This is a genomic window from Pseudovibrio sp. M1P-2-3, from assembly GCF_031501865.1.
Classification (GTDB): domain Bacteria; phylum Pseudomonadota; class Alphaproteobacteria; order Rhizobiales; family Stappiaceae; genus Pseudovibrio; species Pseudovibrio corallicola.
Window position 1 is genome coordinate 3,100,146 of sequence record NZ_JARRCW010000001.1, and the last position, 17,201, is coordinate 3,117,346.

At 48.5% G+C, this 17,201-nt stretch carries 14 protein-coding genes; 9 read left to right on the plus strand and 5 right to left on the minus strand.

Annotated features, from left to right (window positions below; translation table 11 throughout):
* Window positions 1–175: 175 nt before the first annotated feature.
* From P6574_RS13465 to P6574_RS13485, 5 genes are all read left to right on the plus strand, one after another.
* Window positions 176–2,098: a calcium-binding protein gene (locus tag P6574_RS13465; RefSeq protein WP_310620784.1), complete on the plus strand. Its 1,923-nt coding sequence runs from the start codon at window positions 176–178 to the stop codon at window positions 2,096–2,098.
* A gap of 420 nt (window positions 2,099–2,518) precedes the next feature.
* A complete protein-coding gene (locus P6574_RS13470) occupies window positions 2,519–2,989 on the plus strand; it encodes a hypothetical protein (RefSeq protein WP_310620785.1) in 471 nt (156 codons plus the stop codon).
* 233 nt (window positions 2,990–3,222) lie between these two features.
* Window positions 3,223–3,705, plus strand: coding sequence for a hypothetical protein (locus P6574_RS13475; RefSeq protein ID WP_310620786.1), 483 nt, complete (start codon window positions 3,223–3,225; stop codon window positions 3,703–3,705).
* A 125-nt stretch (window positions 3,706–3,830) separates the two neighbouring features.
* Window positions 3,831–4,292, plus strand: a complete 462-nt coding sequence (locus tag P6574_RS13480; RefSeq protein ID WP_310620787.1) for a hypothetical protein — start codon at window positions 3,831–3,833, stop codon at window positions 4,290–4,292.
* Between the two features lie 389 nt (window positions 4,293–4,681).
* Complete coding sequence (locus tag P6574_RS13485) at window positions 4,682–5,617, plus strand: IS110 family RNA-guided transposase (protein ID WP_310620788.1); 936 nt, start codon at window positions 4,682–4,684, stop codon at window positions 5,615–5,617.
* Window positions 5,618–5,734: 117 nt separating this feature from the next.
* On the opposite strand, the gene P6574_RS13490 is transcribed toward P6574_RS13485, so the two are convergent.
* On the minus strand, window positions 5,735–7,726 hold the full coding sequence (locus P6574_RS13490; protein ID WP_310620789.1) for a calcium-binding protein: 1,992 nt from the start codon (window positions 7,724–7,726) through the stop codon (window positions 5,735–5,737).
* A 628-nt stretch (window positions 7,727–8,354) separates the two neighbouring features.
* On the opposite strand from P6574_RS13490, the gene P6574_RS13495 reads away from it, so the two are divergent.
* The 3 genes from P6574_RS13495 to P6574_RS13505 all read left to right on the plus strand — a co-directional run bounded on the left by P6574_RS13495 (window position 8,355) and on the right by P6574_RS13505 (window position 11,557).
* The gene (locus P6574_RS13495; protein ID WP_310620790.1) at window positions 8,355–10,451 is read left to right on the plus strand and encodes a S9 family peptidase; all 2,097 of its coding nucleotides are present in this window, start codon (window positions 8,355–8,357) and stop codon (window positions 10,449–10,451) included.
* Between the two features lie 320 nt (window positions 10,452–10,771).
* A complete protein-coding gene (locus P6574_RS13500; RefSeq protein ID WP_310620791.1) occupies window positions 10,772–11,134 on the plus strand; it encodes a hypothetical protein in 363 nt (120 codons plus the stop codon).
* Window positions 11,135–11,191: 57 nt separating this feature from the next.
* Window positions 11,192–11,557: a hypothetical protein gene (locus tag P6574_RS13505; RefSeq protein ID WP_310620792.1), complete on the plus strand. Its 366-nt coding sequence runs from the start codon at window positions 11,192–11,194 to the stop codon at window positions 11,555–11,557.
* A 188-nt stretch (window positions 11,558–11,745) separates the two neighbouring features.
* On the opposite strand, the gene P6574_RS13510 is transcribed toward P6574_RS13505, so the two are convergent.
* Both P6574_RS13510 and P6574_RS13515 read right to left on the minus strand, forming a co-directional pair.
* Window positions 11,746–12,345, minus strand: a complete 600-nt coding sequence (locus tag P6574_RS13510) for a superoxide dismutase (RefSeq protein WP_310620793.1) — start codon at window positions 12,343–12,345, stop codon at window positions 11,746–11,748.
* A 583-nt stretch (window positions 12,346–12,928) separates the two neighbouring features.
* Entirely contained in the window at window positions 12,929–13,801 is an 873-nt protein-coding gene (locus P6574_RS13515; RefSeq protein ID WP_310620794.1) for a branched-chain amino acid aminotransferase, read from the minus strand.
* Between the two features lie 477 nt (window positions 13,802–14,278).
* Here P6574_RS13515 and P6574_RS13520 point away from each other — a divergent pair, with 477 nt between their 5' ends.
* Entirely contained in the window at window positions 14,279–14,941 is a 663-nt protein-coding gene (locus P6574_RS13520) for a haloacid dehalogenase type II (RefSeq protein WP_310620795.1), read from the plus strand.
* Window positions 14,942–15,008: 67 nt separating this feature from the next.
* Here the strand turns inward: P6574_RS13520 and P6574_RS13525 are convergent, their stop codons facing one another.
* Window positions 15,009–15,590 carry an LOG family protein gene (locus P6574_RS13525; RefSeq protein ID WP_310620796.1) on the minus strand — a complete coding sequence of 194 codons (582 nt, stop codon included), beginning with the start codon at window positions 15,588–15,590 and terminating at the stop codon, window positions 15,009–15,011.
* A gap of 83 nt (window positions 15,591–15,673) precedes the next feature.
* A complete protein-coding gene (locus P6574_RS13530; protein ID WP_310620797.1) occupies window positions 15,674–17,065 on the minus strand; it encodes a dipeptidase in 1,392 nt (463 codons plus the stop codon).
* Between the last annotated feature and the right edge of the window lie 136 nt (window positions 17,066–17,201).

The window sequence follows — 17,201 nt, forward strand, 5'->3', positions numbered from 1 at the left end:
CTTCTTGGGTTAAGTCAATAGCACGTTAAATTGCCACGCAAATCAGCGAGCTATTCCATGGTCCTCTTGCAAATTTTCACCCCAGCCTTCTTTAGGAACAAGTCCAAAACGAGGCTGTGCGCTCCGTATTACTTTTGAAAATTTGGCCAGCCTAAGGCCAGGAAAGGGGAAGCAGATGAGTACCGGAACATACAAAGGCAACGACAACGACAACTCCGAAGTCTGGAAAGGTTCTCACGCAGACCGTAACAACACCATCAACTATTATGTCTATGGTTATGGTGGCAATGACAGTTTCAAGTTCACGTGGACCAAATCACACGACAGTGCCCGTTTCCAATCCCTCCACGCCTACTTGGGCACCGGAGATGATTATCTACAGGTCAATTTGGAGGACAAGGAAGAGTACAGCAACTCACTGGAAATGGACATAGATGGTGAGCAGGGGGACGACTTTATCGAGGTTTCGAACGTCAAAGATAAAGGGGGAAATTCCCATATTATCCTGCGCGGAGGCTCTGGAAATGACACCATCTATGGAACCAAAGGCGCTGATACCATCTATGGAGACTATGAAACTTCCGATAGTCCCCCCATTGCAGAAGTCTCCGTAAAATCAGGTAAGGAAATTCCCGATTACACCGATACCCCTTACGACCCCGCCCTTTCCTATGATGATGTCATTATTGCAGGCCGCGGAGACGATTTGATCTACGCCGGCTTTGGCAATGATGTCGTTATCGGCGATGATGGGGATGATACCATATACGGTGGTGACGGGGATGATTATATCAGTGGAGGCAACGGATCCGATACTATTTACGGAGAGGCAGGCAATGATTTCATCAACGTTGGTGATCGCACCGGATCTGACATTGACACTGTCTATGGCGGGGAAGGAGCCGACACCATTATTTCCGGAGGCATGACGGAACAGTATTCACTCAACGCTCCTATGGAGTTTGACTGGCAGTCCTGGGGAATTGAGCGGGGCGGCGTAGGTGCCGTTCAGATGACGGAGCTCGTTCTCTCCACAGCTGGTGTTGCCAACCCTGGCTATGCTATTGCCATAGGAGCACTGGGATCTTATGCAACCCGTGTTCTGCTCAACTCTATCTCCAAGCAGGACTTTAAATCCCAAGTGATCAAGGACAGCAGTGACTATGTGCGCGTCGCTGATTTTGATCCGCGGGAGGATACGTTCATCTACGCAGCAACCATGTCCGATCACAACGGCCTGGGCTACTTCAAAGGGGATGTCAATCTTTCAGATGGATCCTATGAGCTTTGGACGGATGTAACCCAGCAAAGCAATGGCGGACTGCTGGCACAACTGCAATATGACACAGACTTGATCTCCTACATTCAGCAGAGTTCCGGCTCTGGAGCGGCAAATACGGTTATTGCCAAGGATCTGTCTTATGGATTGATTGCCACTAACTTTAAAGTCACATATTCCAACGGGACCTATTACGACAGCGACAGCAATGAACTGTCCAACGATCTGCTTGGCACTGTTGTTGGGATCGATCCGGACACGGAAGGGGATTTGACACTTAAAGAGTCCCTAGATGACATAGACATGAAAGACGGTCAGACCATCTTGATGACAGGTGCCTACGGAAATCTGCTTCTGGAAGGCCAACAGATCAAGGAAGCCGGAGATTTATTTCTGGCCGGCTCAAACTTTTCCGACATAATATATGCCAAGAACCATCTAGCTTCCAACACGGTTGCCACCGCCTTTATGTACGGGTTTGATGGTGACGACCTGCTCTATGGCGGTGATCAAGCAGACATGATCTTCGCAGGCGAAGGCAATGACACTATGACAGGAAACGCAGGTGCAGACACCTTTGTTTTTGAAGCCAATGCCGGATTTGACACGATCAGCGATTTCACGGTTGGCGAGGACATAATAAGGTTCTATGGTAAGGATTATCCTGACCTAACTTACGATGACCTTTCAATCACTCAGATTGATGACGATGCATCCCATACCGGTTTCAGCACGATTATCGCCTATGATGACAACCAGATTACGTTGACGGGCGTGGCCGCAGCCATCATCACCCAAGATGATTTCCAGTTCTCATAGGACGTGAAAAATCACTCGAAGCCACGCAAGTCAATTCACCCGCCCCGGTTCAAGAGATCAGGGCACATATTAACCATAAAAGGGAAGTATACCCAATGGCTACTCTACCTCCTCTCCCCCCTCCCCGCATTTTGTAACTCTGGAACGGGTTTCAAAGCAGACACATGACAGAACTGCTTAAAAAAGGCGCGGAGTGGCTTGGACACGTGCTGGTCCACCTTCACCAATCTGCTCCGTGCTCTGGTAAAAGTGATATTGTTAAGTGAACTGGTTATTTCAGGAGAAAACACGACCTCGTCCCGTTCGCCCACAGAAGGTGCAGGAAAGTCTTTTCTAACTAAGCGAGTAGAATTTCGTTGAGACAGGCCCTCGTGCCTGTCTAGTCTTTTGAGACCCGAAATAGATACGAGGATATCGTTTATGGTGCCGTTTGTGAGTTTGGTCACTATAGGGGTGCTGCTTGCCCTGAATACTCCCGTTCATGCGCAAAAATCGACCAAGGGAGAGTTTTCTGTGGCACTGGGAGACATATTTGCAGTTCATAAGAATGGAACTCCCTTACCTGACCTGGATCCGGCCTGCAAAAATAAGTACTTTATGATCTGGGGAAGAACAGCAACAGCAAGCTATGAAGTCAGCCCAGCCAAAAGCTCTGCCCAGATAACCTTGTTGAATATAACAACACAACTATCTCCGGTGGGGCATCATGGGCATTACAACTTCATTTCTGATGATACTAAAACGAACAAAGAAGATGGTAGTATTTATAAAACAATCATCCAAATGGACCTGCAAGCAGTTAATCGATATATTTCAGTGGTCGCAAAACTGGATTCCACTACACATTGTATCTTGACTAACGAGCCGTCTTTCTGGGAGCCAAGCTCATAACGCTCCCCACGGCGCACTCATAGGGTTCCCCCATACTCCTCAATGTCTCCACTTGTGTGAGTACGCTAGAGGTGCCGGAAAACAACCGGCCACTTGTAAAGATTGAAAACGCATCACACTCTAGAAGAACCATGGGAAGCCTTTTCTAACTATGCGAGCAAGTTTACATGGAGGTAGGCACAACTTTTACTTAAGCTTCGTCAAAACCCAGAAAAGAGGCTCGGGAGCTGCCCATGAAAAGTCTTTTAAGTATCGTTGGTGCTGGAGCACTGCTTTTTCTAGTCCCCACGTTGGGGGCAACCGAAACACCAGATTCTGGACGCTTCACCGCTCCCATGGATCTTGTTTATGCCGTACAAGAAGATGGAGAAGCGGCACCAGATCAGGACCAATCCTGCGAAGAAAAGTATGCTGACATAATTGGGAAAGTCGCCTCTGCCGCATATGAAATCAACCAGAAAGCAGAAATGGCGGAAGTCAAATTTCTTGGTGTGACAACCAAGCTTTACCCCATCAGGGTAAAGGGACGGGATGACTTCGTCTCCGATCAAATCAGTTTTAAGCTTGCCAGCAACGGGATCTACCGAAAATTCTTGCATATGAACGTTGACGCAAGTCATCAGGGCATTTCGGTCATGGCAGCTCTTGATAAGACAACCAACTGCGTGATCACGAACCGTACCGCCAAAGAAACCAGCCCCGCAGAAAACGAGTAGGTTTCAAAGAAGGGTTAAGGAGCTTTTACTTACAGAGTTTCTCCAAGGCGCGGAGAGTGGTTTTCAAATAATGATCCACACAGACACCTGTTTGACATCAACAACAAGAGGCAAGGAAACTGCCCATGAACAACCTCAGGAAACTAGCTGCCATGGGGGCGTTGTTTGCCCTGTCCAACCCCGCGTTCGCAATGGAACCTGCAACGGGAGAGTTCTCCCTTAAGCTGGGAACTGTTTTTGCCGTTTCCAAAAGCGGTCAGCCTGCAATGGCCTTCGACAAGGCCTGCAAGGAAAAGTTTGCGAACATGGTCGGACAGGAGGCACAGGCCAAATACCAGATAGATCCTCAGGTCATGGAAGCACAACTAACTTTTCTTGGTGTTCCCACCAAGCTCTACCCCATGGGCATTCAGGGACGCCATGACTATATCTCTGGGGATGTGGCGGAGCCTCTTGTCAAGAAAGGGGTCTTTCGTGAGATCCTGCACATGAATATGGACTTTACGACCAAAGACATTTCAGTAATGACAGCACTGGATCAGAAAATTAACTGCGTAATTACTAACCGGCATCCTGAACAGCGGTGAAGTTCCACAGATGTCCATCGTTTTTGACTGCCTTGTGAAAGTGCGACCCGAAGCATTATAGGTTTCAAGCCACGAACCCTTTAAAGCACATCGCGTTCATTCGCATTCACGCTGTGCACTCTAACTTATTTATTTTGAGCGAATTCTTGTCGTTTGATTGAACCCAATCATACGGAACGCGCTTGTCTTATGCTTTTTTAGTGCCTTCTGCGAATATAGGCCAATGGCCACCGTATTGAGTCGGGAGGGCAGTGGCGGTGGTCGGATCGGGACGCGCTAGGTCACAAGGGACCGTTTTAGAGTATGATCGGCCACCGTCTTCGCAACAGGCCTGAACGGATACGCAGCAGCCCAAAGCTCTGCACGACAAGCATAGGATACTTGCGAAGATGTCTGAGGTTACCATTGGTGTCGATATTTCGAAAGACCATCTTGATGTGTACTGCCTGCCGGATGAGCAGAGCAAGCAGTTTACCAATACAGCTGCAGGGTACAGACAGTTAAAAAGCTGGCTGAAAGGCCTGCCTGTCGCTCGAATTATTTTTGAACCCACAGGTTCTTATCACGGCGCTTTTGAGTTGGCATTGTCGGGTTCCTATCCTCTGAGCAAAGTTAACCCATGGCAAGCACGCCGGTTTGCACAGGCCAAAGGCAAGAGGGCGAAGACGGACCGGATTGATGCGCGCCTGCTGGCCCAAATGGGGCACGATTTCCAGTTGGAACCAGACAAGCCAGTCGATGCAAGCCTATGTCATCTCAAAGAGATACGCGTTGCACGTCAAGCTCTTGTAAAAGAAGCCACGCAACTGGAGAACCGGTTGAAAACACAACGGGTGAACCTGGTTCGCAAACAGACACAGCAACGCCTGAAACTCGTGCGAAAGCAATTGGAGGCCCTTAACGCCGAAACTCAAAAGCAAATTGAGCAGAGCCCTCAAAGGGCGCGGGCAGCAAAGATTTTACACTCTATTCCCGGGCTGGGACAGGTCGCCGTCGCGGCGCTGGTGATTGAAATGCCAGAGCTTGGACAATTATCCCGTAAACAGGCCGCTGCTCTGGCGGGGCTGGCCCCCATGACCCGCCAGTCAGGACGCTGGCGGGGCGCTGCTTTTATTCAAGCAGGGCGCAAGCCGGTACGCGATGCACTCTACATGCCTGCCGTTGTTGCCAGCCGTTATAATCCAGACCTGAAAGCCAAATACAACCAGATGCGAGCGGCTGGTAAGCCTCCCAAAATCGCCATAATAGCTCTCATGCGTAAGCTAATCGAACTGGCAAACGCTCTCATAAAAGCGGACCGGCAATGGCAACCAAAAACGGCTTGACCAAGACGGATACTCTAAAGCAGTGAGACGATTTATTGAAACCGTGCACTGCTTTAACTTTTTGTTTAGCCGCATGTCTTTGACCGAAAGCCGGTATCCACTTTTCGGAGATACGCTTTAGGAGAAAACGAAATCACTTTCAGAAAGTGAGCCTGAAGTAACGTCTTCCAAAGTGATCTGGTTATCTCCGTATTCAACTGTGGTGCTGTAACCGGATGTGGTTGTGTCATCCTCGACTTGTGTGATTGTCAGATCATCATAGGCCAGGTCCGGGTAGTCATCGCCATAGAACCTGATGGTATCCTCACCAACGGTGAAGTCGGTTACGGTGTCGTTGCCGGCATTGGCCTCGAATACGAAGGTGTCAGCATCACCGTATCCGGTCATGGTATCATCGCCTTCGCCGCCGAAGATATGATCTTTGGCGTCGCCGCCTTCAATCACGTCATCGCCGCCAAAACCATACATGTAACCTTTGGCTTGAGTATCATGAGTAACCGGATTTTTGGCATACATGGCATCGCCGTAGTTGGTACCTACCATGTAAAGGTCTCCGGCTTCTTCCACTTCCTGACCAATCATGAACTGGCCGGAGTAGGCTCCGGTCATCAACATAGTCTGACCATCTTCCAGTCCCATGCCGTCAAGGCTGTCTTGCAAGGTAATATCCGCGCCGGTGTCGGGGTCGGTATTCACAACCTGAGACAGGGCGTCGTCACTGATCCTATCGCCTTCGTCATCGTGGTAGTGGCCCTCATGATAGGTGACCGAGAACCCGGTATTCATGACACCGGCTGCAAGATCTTTGGCAATGGTTGTTTCAGAAGCGCCGGTAGCCGATGTTTCCTGCAGATAATCAATCAAGTCATGGTCAAAATGCATCTGGGCAATCAAGCCGCCATTGCCCTGCTGGGTCACATCACTCCACAGCTCATAAGTGCCGCGGCTTTCGTTAATCATGCCTTTGAAGTAGCCAAGGGTATCGCCGTCAGTCAAAGTAGCGGTGTAGATGAACTGGTCTTCAAGCGGATTGAAGTCCTTCATGGAGACATAGTCACTGGAATCGGTCACCGTATAGGTGTTGTCACCGTCGCCGGAAAGGGCGTTTGACAGCGCTTGGGTTGCAAAGCTGCCAGCTACGCCGAACATAACTCCTAACATGGGGTTGGCCATGCCGACCATTTCCAATCCCATTTGAGCGATTTCCAGACCGGTTTCCGCACCCTTTTCCGCACTAAATCCCCCCCAGTCATATGGCTGTCCATCTTCACCGTAAAGATAATCGGCCTTCATGCCGCCGGTGATGATGGTATCAGCCCCTGCACCGCCATAGACCGTATCAATATCCGAGCCGGTTCTGTCGCCCACATGAATGTAGTCGTTGCCATCGCCGCCGTAGATAGTGTCACTGCCGACACCGCCGAAAATCATATCATCGCCGTCACCGCCATAGATGGTGTCATCGCCTTTGTCACCGTAGATAGTATCATTGCCAACGCCCCCGTAGAGCGTGTCATCTCCCTTCCCACCGTAGATAAGATCGTCACCAAACCCGCCATAGACCAGATCATCTCCAGCGCCTGCGTCTATGAAATCGTTATAAGAGAGGGATGAATCGTATGCAGTGTCTATATAGTTAGGAATATCCATCCCGCTTTTGACGGATATTTCTCCAAGCGCAGGTGTGTCGGAGGTTTCATAGTCGCCGTAGATTGTGTCAGCACCTTTTGTGCCATCAATAGTATCGTCACCGGAGCCGCCGCGTAAAATGATGGTCGAATTGTTGCCTTTATCCGAGACCGCAGAAACATCGATGATATCGTCACCTTGCTCTCCATCGATATCCATATCCAAGGAAGCACTGTAATTGCTCGGGTCACTCAGATCGACTTCTATATAATCGTTTCCCTCTCCCATATAGGCATGAAGAGATTGAAAATCTGCTGCCATTGACCCACTTGGTGCCATCATCCAGGAGAATTTGAAGTAGTCATCTCCTCCATACCCATAAGCATAGTAATTGAGGGTGCTATACTTATATCCGTCTGTTCCCGTCCACTCGTTGAAGTCGTCTTTATTATCGTTGCCTTTATAAACTTTGGTAGCCATGGTTCTGTCCTTTCTGTTATTCTTTTAAAGACAATGCCGGGGCAAAAGCCCGCAGGCTTGCACAACTTTCCCGTACTTTCACTGGGGAAAGCTGCTCGGGCTAAGCCATTTTTTTTGGATGAGGACCAATTTTCCTCTGGGATAATCCATAGATAATGAGGGGGAGAGGACCGATCAAATAACATAAACAAGGACCACTCTCACGCGGGTGTGACAGGTCCGTGAACACAGATGGGTAGCGCAATAAATTTACTTTAAATTTTGAAGTCTTAGTATCTTAGCTAGTCAATAGTTTTTGAAGTAACTAAGATTTTCACCCCTAAAGATTACTAATAATTAAAGGTGTCGACATGCATCACATATTACTAAAATTGAGTTTTATGACCTAACAGTAAGTACTGGGCAGCCGCGAGGGGCCATAATTCGGATAAAAGGAAAAGCAAACTCGCGCGCGCCCGCAATAGGTCGCCGGTGTGTATTCGTCAGATCCTCCTTTTGAAAGGCTTTAAAATCCACTTCCCCCTAAAAAGGATAGTTAAGTTTCCCATTGGGATAGCCTCCAGCGCTGGTAATTCGAGTGGAAACATCCTAAATTTCATTTCAAAGACAACAAACCACGGGAATCCCAATGAGTTCTGAAAGAGCCCCCTTTGCCGAGAAGCGTCCTGAAGTTCTAACCCAGCACGGGATCGAGCGAACGGACAACTATGCCTGGCTGCGTGCGGACAACTGGCAAGAGGTCATGAAGGATCCCGGTGTACTGGCCGAGGATATTCGCTCTTACCTGACAGCGGAGAACGATTACACCAACGCGCAGATGGCCGATACGCAGGAGCTGCAAGAGGTTTTATTTGCGGAAATGAAGGGCCGCATCAAAGAGGATGACAGCTCTGTCCCCTCTCGCGATGGCCCTTATGCCTATGGCCTGCGCTATGTTGAAGGCGGTCAGCATCCCAAGTTTTATAGAACCGATGCACAAAGCAGCGATGCATCTGAGGAAATTTTGCTCGATGGAGACAAAGAGGCCGAAGGCAAGGCCTATTTCCGCATAGCCGGAGCCTCCCATTCAGACGACCACACCCGCTTGGCATGGGCAGCAGACGACAAGGGATCTGAATATTTCGGCCTGCGCATTCGCGATATTGCCAGCGGAAAAGATCTGGGAGAGATCATCCCCGATACCAGCGGCGGCGGCGTCTGGTCTGCCTGCGGCACCTATATGTTCTATGTACAGATGGATTCCAACCATCGCCCCTCAAAGCTGTTCCGCCACAAAATTGGTACGCCCATCAGCGAGGATGTACTGGTCTATGAAGAAAAAGATGCGGGTTTCTTCATGGGTGTTGGCCGCAGCCAGTCGGGCCGTTACATCACCATAGACATTCATGACCATGAAACCTCCGAGGTTCACCTAATTGATGCCAGCGCACCTCTCAGCGACCCGATCCTCATAGCCCAGCGTGAAACCGGTGTGGAGTATTCCGTAGATGATACGGGTGATACCCTCCTCATCCTCACCAACGCTGACAACGCCGAGGACTTCCGAATTGCTCAGGTCTCCTTGAAAGAGCAACTTGAAAAGTCAGGCCGTGAAGACTGGGCCGATCTTGTCCCCCACCGTTCGGGATGCCTTATCCTGTCCATGACCGCCTACCGCAACCACATGGTGCGTCTAGAACGCGAAGACGGCCTGCCACGCATTGTGGTGCACCGCTTGAGCGACGGACAAGAGCACTCCATCGCATTCGACGAGGAAGCTTACAGCCTTGGCCTGTCCGGCGGTTACGAGTTCGACACAACCTTGATCCGGTTCACCTACTCCTCCATGACAACCCCGTCGCAAACGTTCGACTATGACATGGAAAGCCGCAAGCGTGACCTGCGCAAAACTCAGGAAGTGCCTTCCGGCCACAACATTGAGGATTATGTCACCCGCCGCCTTCATGCCCCCTCCCATGATGGCGCTCTAGTGCCCATCACGGTATTGCATCACAAATCCACCACGCTGGACGGATCAGCACCGTGCCTTCTTTATGGATACGGCTCCTACGGCATTTCAATTCCGGCAAGTTTTTCCACTAACGCCCTGTCACTGGTTGACCGTGGTTTCGTCTATGCCATCGCCCACATTCGCGGCGGCAAGGAAAAAGGGTTTGCGTGGTACAAAGCCGGTCGGCGAGAGTACAAAAAGAACACATTTTCGGACTTCATTGCCGCAAGTGTCCATTTGGTGGAAAAATCCTATACAAATCATGGCGCTATCGTGGCTCAAGGTGGCTCTGCCGGTGGCATGCTCATGGGGGCGGTTGCCAATATGGCCCCACAGAACTTTGCGGGGATAATTGCAGAGGTTCCTTTCGTGGATGTGCTCACCACAATGCTCGATGACACTCTCCCGCTGACCCCGCCGGAATGGCCGGAATGGGGTAATCCTATCACCAGCAAAGACGCTTACAGCTACATTGCCAGCTACTCGCCGATAGACAATGTAACCGTGCAGGACTACCCGAAAATTTTCGCTCTGGGCGGCCTCACAGACCCACGCGTCACCTACTGGGAGCCCGCCAAATGGGTAGCCAAATTGCGGGAAAAGGCCAAAGGGGATAACCTCATCATGCTGCGCACCAATATGGACGCAGGACACGGCGGAGCTTCCGGCAGATTTGATCGTTTGAAGGAAGTCGCTCTGGTTTATTCCTTCGCACTTCAAAAAGCAGTCAGCTAATAAAGCCAGCCTAAATAACTGTAGTATCTAAGATTATTAACGGAGGTGCATAGAGTGCCTCCGGTTTTTATTTGGCTCACCATTTGAGCTCCCCCCGACATTTATGGAAAATTGTTTGAAAGTTTGCCTTAACCGTGATGCAAACTGCTGCTCTCCTGTTAGGGAGTTTCTTTTCCTTTCTCCTGTAGAACTAAATCAAACAGAACAAAGAGCCGGAGGCGAAAACCGCCGGAGGTTCCCGCCCCTTTCGCAGGTAAAAAAAACAAGACCAAGGCTTGTGGGAGGGGTGGGACTTATTAACCGGCCTCGGGGGAGTTAAAATGCGGATCTTCTTTGCCATTTGCTTGGCCGCCTCGTTTCTATTTCCAGCTTTCACAGCAAAAGCTGAGCTTGTTCAAAACGCTCGCTACCCTTTCAACTTCCTTATTCCCAATGACATGCATTCTCGCCCTAAAGTGAGCGGCACTCAATACGATTGTAAAATTCGAATTGCTGAAGATGGAAAACCAAATGTATATCAAGCATTTGTAAGTGGCCGCTTCTATGATCCCTCCCGCCCCATTTCCAGCGTAGCCTGCTTTCAGTCCGCTAATATGTGCCAAAGATACCTGTATTTCATGCGCGGATATCTAGACTACACACTCTCAGCCACTTGCCAGAGAGGCTATGCCAGCCTGTTCTAATCGGCCAGATAATCCCTAGCTGCTATAAAAAACGCTCTCATCTGCGAGATAATAAAAATGATAGGAAATCGCGGTTTCGCATTACTGTGCGGGATACTGGTCGTTGCTGCCTGTGCCCGCCCCCCCAGTACAAACTACCTTGAACAACGGCTTATTCCCGTAAGAGGGCATGTAATTCCAAGAGTAAACGGAACTCAATATGATTGCCGAATAGCCTCTTCCGAGCTTGGACCGGAAAATGTCTGGCAGGCAAATGTCGCCGGGCGTGTTCTAACGGCAGAGCCTTCCTATATGGTCTCCACAGAGGCTTGCTTTTCCTCTCAAGGCATGTGCGAAGCCTTTTTGTACCTGATGAACGGATATCTGGACCAGATTATTACATCCCGCTGCCATTTAGGCCGCCAAAGACCTCTTTTTGGATAGAGGCACGCGAATGTATCGCCGAAAAGCGATACCAGTTCTCGAGTAACAATACGTGTTTATGCAATAGGTTAAAGCGCTAAGATGTTTCAGTAAAACATCTCAGCGCTTTAGAATAGTATCTCTTTTAAAGACACAAAAAAGGCGACCATTGGGCCGCCTTTTCATAACCTCTAGTAAAGAGCTGTCTATTAAAGTGCTTTAGAAAGAAGCTCTTCAACGTATTCCCAGTTCACCAGATTATCGACGAATGCTTCCAAATACTTTGGACGCGCATTACGGTAATCGATGTAGTAGGAGTGCTCCCAAACATCACAACCCAGAACAGGAATACCACCATGCACCAACGGGTTTTCGCCGTTTGGTGTTTTCATCACTTCCAACTTGCCATCTTTAACCGCAAGCCATGCCCAACCAGAACCAAACTGCGTAAGGCCAGCGTTAATGAAATCAGCACGGAACTTGTCAAAGCCGCCCAAGTCCTCATCAATTTTCTTGGCAACAAGACCTGGAAGGGATTTACCGCCACCATTTGGCTTCATCCATTTCCAGAAGTGCAAGTGGTTCAGGTGCTGGCCAGCATTGTTAAACAGGCCAGGGTTTTTGCCATAGCTCTCTTTTACAATCTCTTCGAGGGTTTTGCCCTCAAGACCAGAGCCTTCCAGCAACTTGTTACCATTGGTTACATATGCTTGATGATGCTTATCATGGTGAAATTCAAGAGTTTCGGCGGACATATATGGTGCCAGCGCGTCATAGGCATATGGCAGATCTTCAAGAGTAAAAGACATTTTGGCCCTCCTAAGGGAGTATAGAAATGGGGTTGTTGCACGGTAAATCCAGTCTTTTCCCTGCAACGTATGGTGCAAGATAGGTGTGTTTGCCTATAGCTGCAATGCCCTTTTTGCCAATTTACAAATATTTTTCTTACTTTTTAGTTCCAAGAGATTTAAGTTCCAGTAAAACCCGAGCTTTAGCGACTGTAAACATCCCCTCCCCCAAGACCTTAAAGCACTTCAAAAATTACGTTTTTTCTTTCCACCACAGCCAGTCTGACCTCGGCATCTTTGCCAGTTCTTAGAGGTCGAACCTCGCCAATTCGCAGTCCCAGCCCCTTTCCTTAACAACCTTTTAGGAATTAGAGTCTCCAAATCACTACCTAATTCTAATGGATTTACCAGCAGAGGGTCATAGGTAATTACGCAGGCGGTTAGAAAGGAGAAGAAGCCTCACCTGTCATCGTCTGAAAAGGGGGATAACGGCCTTCCACCGCTCACTCAGAGCATGTATCCGAAAGGAAATACCGGTAGACACGCCCTATGGCTAAAAGACTGCAGGCCCTCTCATCATCTTGTCCTAATGCACTGAGAGTAATCAGTATCTCTCAGCTTTCTCATGGGCAAACTCCCAATAGAGCGAGCGTGCTAGATTGGTTATCTCCCCCACTTTCAACACTCGGTCATCCAGCCGGTTCACTGGACCTACTTTCGCATAGTTTCCAGTAGAGAAAATCTCGTCGGCTCCATAAAAATCGTCATAGCTCAACGTTGCCTCATGAACCTTTATGTTCTGCTCTGTCAGTAGTTTAATGATGCGCTGGCGCGTAATTCCGTTCAAAAATGTTCCATTCCAAAATGGTGTAAATACTTCACCGTCTTTCACCATAAAGACGTTGGCTGTGGTCAGCTCCGCAATGTTGCCAAGCATGTCCTTCACCAGCGCATTATCAAAACCGCGTCCCGTCGCCTCCACAGCGGCTCTGGCATTATTTGGATAAAGACAACCCGCCTTCGCATTTACAGGCATGATCTCCATTGTTGGTCTTCGAAATGGAGAGAGTGTCAGGCTCGAACTTTTGTCTTTCGGGGGGAGCGGAGCTTCGAATAAGCACAACAAAAACCGAGTGGAATCAGGGTCAGGGTTTATAACCTGCGAACCATCTGCCTCCGCCCAATACATAGGGCGGATATAAACCGCCTCATCCCCTCCAAACTTACGCATCCCTTCACGCGAGAGCTCAACGATTTCCTCGGTTCGCATGGTTGGTTTCATACCCAAGGCCACGGCTGAATCGTTTACTCTACTGCTATGAAGCGCAATGTCCGGCATCATACCATCGAACCCTCTAGCCCCGTCAAAGACGCTGGAACCCAACCAACTCGCATGGGTTCTAGGTCCCCAAAGAGAAGGATTTCCTTCCAGCCACTGTCCATCAAACCACGTCCAGGTTTTGGAATACTCCGCCATACTGCCTCCCAAGCTCATACTTATTGTGTTTATTGTTTTTACTCTATTGGGCAGATTTCAAAATGAAACGGCGCTTTGGTCAACCTATTCAGTCGATAAAGAAAATTTCCGCAATAAATTGACTTATATCATAAAATGTTCACAATCTGTTCCGTTAAATCTACAGAATTTAGCAAGTTTATACCGAGACTAAAATAATTTTTGTAAATTCAACGGGAGACAAATAAAAAACTACGGATAAAGTCCACCGATTCTCACGCACCTTTTAACCTAACCGTCCCCTCATCCCGCTGAGAGTTCTGTAACTTTTGGTAGTCCATGACCAATTTTCCCTCAATTATTGAGCTAAATCAGCTTGCTAAAGGAAATTATTGTGCAACTATTATCTTTGAGCACCTAAAATGGGCTGCAACGACTTGACCAGAAATGAGCCAGAGGTTTTAAGCCTGCCTGTTTAAACTCTGTCTGGAGATAACCATGCACCACTCCGTTTATGTATTCGATGCTTATGGCACACTATTTGATGTGCATGCAGCAGTAAGACGGCATGCACCCGAGATGGGACCGGACGCCGCACGGTTTTCTTCCATTTGGAGAGAAAAGCAACTGGAATATTCTTGGGTTAGAGCCCTTATGGGTCAATATAAAAACTTTTGGCAACTAACTGAAGAGGCGCTGGACACCGCTTTTGCACTCGTACCAAGCGCTGATAAGTCCCAACGTCAGACGCTTTTAGATTCCTATTGGAAACTGGACTGTTACCCCGAGGTCCCACACGTTCTCAAAACTTTGAAAGAAAATGGGGCGCGCCTCGCCATTCTTTCAAATGGTTCTCCGCAAATGCTGGAGGCTGCAGCAAATGCCGCTGGTATCTCTGATTATCTGGATGAAATTTTCTCTGTAGATACCATTCGTACCTACAAAGCTTCTCCTGACGTTTACGAAATGGTTACAACGCATTTCCGTCTCTACCCGGAAGCCGTCTCCTTCCAGTCCTCCAACAGGTGGGATGTGGCTGGCGCTACTAAATTTGGAATGAGAACAGTCTGGATTAACAGAAGCCAAATGCCGGATGAATACGCAGACCTTCCTCCCAAAGCAGTTCTTCACAATCTGGAAGGTCTGCCAAGGCTTACATGAATTCTTAGAAGTATAATGGGGTAATATTATCCCAACTCTTCAAAGCATTAGAGAGATAAAGGAGAAATCAGGTTTCCCCTTTTTTGATCCATTTGTGCACCTTCGGAGGTACATAATCTCTAAATCGATCCAGCAGCCGAGTTGGATCAGTTTCTACAATCAGAATTTCTCGCATTTCCGGCTTAATCAGCTCTGCTTGAACCATTTGATCCAGAAAGGCAATCAAATGATCGTAGTAGCCAGCAATGTTCAGGAGCCCGCTTGGCTTGTTGTGATACCCGAGCTGCGCCCAAGTCCACATTTCAAACATTTCTTCCATGGTACCCGCACCACCAGGTAACGAGATAAATGCGTCTGATAAGTCATTCATCAGCGCTTTTCTCTCATGCATTGAGCCAACAATATGCAGTTTGCTCAATCCAGTATGAGCAATCTCTTTCTCCGAAAGCGCTTCAGGCAAAACACCAATAACCTGTCCATCTTCGCTCAAGGCTCCATCGGCTACCAAACCCATCAACCCGACATTTGCTCCGCCATACACAAGTGTTTGCCCTGACTTGGCAATTGATCTACCTGTTTCAAAAGCAATTTCACCAAATTCCTTGCGAAGACCAAAACTGGACGCGCAGTAAACACAAACTGCAGACATAACTTCACCATTCCCAAAAGAACAAAAGAGACTATGTGCTGGAAACACTCTCTTTCCAGCACATCTAGTTAGGCGCGTTTAGACTAGCCTTTTGACAGCTCATGGAAAACACGGATCCACGAACGGATACCGCGATAATAGCTATTGAGCTCATATTTTTCATTGGGAGAATGAATTTGGTCTTCATCAAGTCCAAAGCCAATGAGAAGAGAGTCCATATTCAGAATTCGTTTGAAACTACCAACAATTGGAATAGACCCACCACAGCCAACCAAAGCTGCCTCTTTACCCCATTCATCTTGAAGGGCTTTTTGACCTTTAAGCAAAACAGGTGAGTCAAAATCCATGCGTAAAGCACGGTCCCCACCATGTGGGTGTAAGACAAGCTCAAAGTCTTCAGGGGTCTTAGATTTCAAATAGTCATGGAACGATTGGCGAACTTTTTCTGGGTCCTGATCCCCAACAAGGCGGAACGACACTTTGGCATGGGCTTCTGATGGGATTACCGTCTTAAATCCTTCACCAGTGTAGCCCCCCCACAATCCGTTCACATCGCAAGTTGGACGTGTCCAAACCTGCTCCAATGTTGTTCGGTCCTTTTCTCCTCCGGCAGTTTTAAGTCCAATCCCGCCAAGGAATTCCTCCTCGGAGAACTTCAGGTTCTCCCACATCTTTTTAACGGTGTCTGGCGTCTCAACAACGCCCTCATAAAACCCCGGTAACGTGACCCGACCCGTTTCATCTCGTAGGCCAGCAATCATATCACTCAGCACGTGCAAAGGATTCCTCGCAGCACCGCCGTACATTCCAGAGTGCAGATCCTTGTCCGGTCCGCGAAGCGTTATTTCTTCGCCAACCAAGCCTCGCAACATAACAGAGATCGCAGGGGTCGTTTTGTCCCACATACTTGTATCGCACACCAGCGCTAAGTCGACGGACAGTTCTTCCTTGTTTTCATCTAGGAAGGGCTCCAGAGAAGGAGAGCCACTCTCCTCTTCTCCTTCCAGCATAACACTGAAAGGCAACGGCAAATCACCGGTTTCTTCGATCCAGGCGCGCGCCGCTTCAACAATTGTCATCAACTGACCTTTGTCATCATTAGCACCGCGCGCTACGATCATTTTTGAGCCGTCTTCACGCTCTACAATTTGAGGATCAAATGGATCAGCATGCCACAAATCAATTGGGTCCACGGGTTGAACATCATAATGCCCATAGAACAATACGTGCGGTCCTGATGTGTTCTCTCCAGTACGGTGACCAACAACCATAGGGTGGCCTGTTGTGTCGCGAACTTCAGAGGGAATACCAATTTCCGAAAGCTCTTTTGCCATCCAGTTTGCCGCTGTACGGCAATCATCTTTGTAATCCGGATCTGTAGAAATACTCTTGATCCGTATAAGTTCAAAAAGTCGCTTCAAGCTAGCTTCAAAATTTCTATCTGCACGTTCTAGAACTTTATCAACTTGGCTCATAAGTCTCTCACAATCTTAATCATTGAATTTTGTTGCTGCCTAGCAAGCCAACCATAAGCTCCAAAGCTTGAAAGACGAAGCACGTGGCTTTATTCGGCAACACTTTAGTCGCAAATATCACGTGAAATCAGTCTTG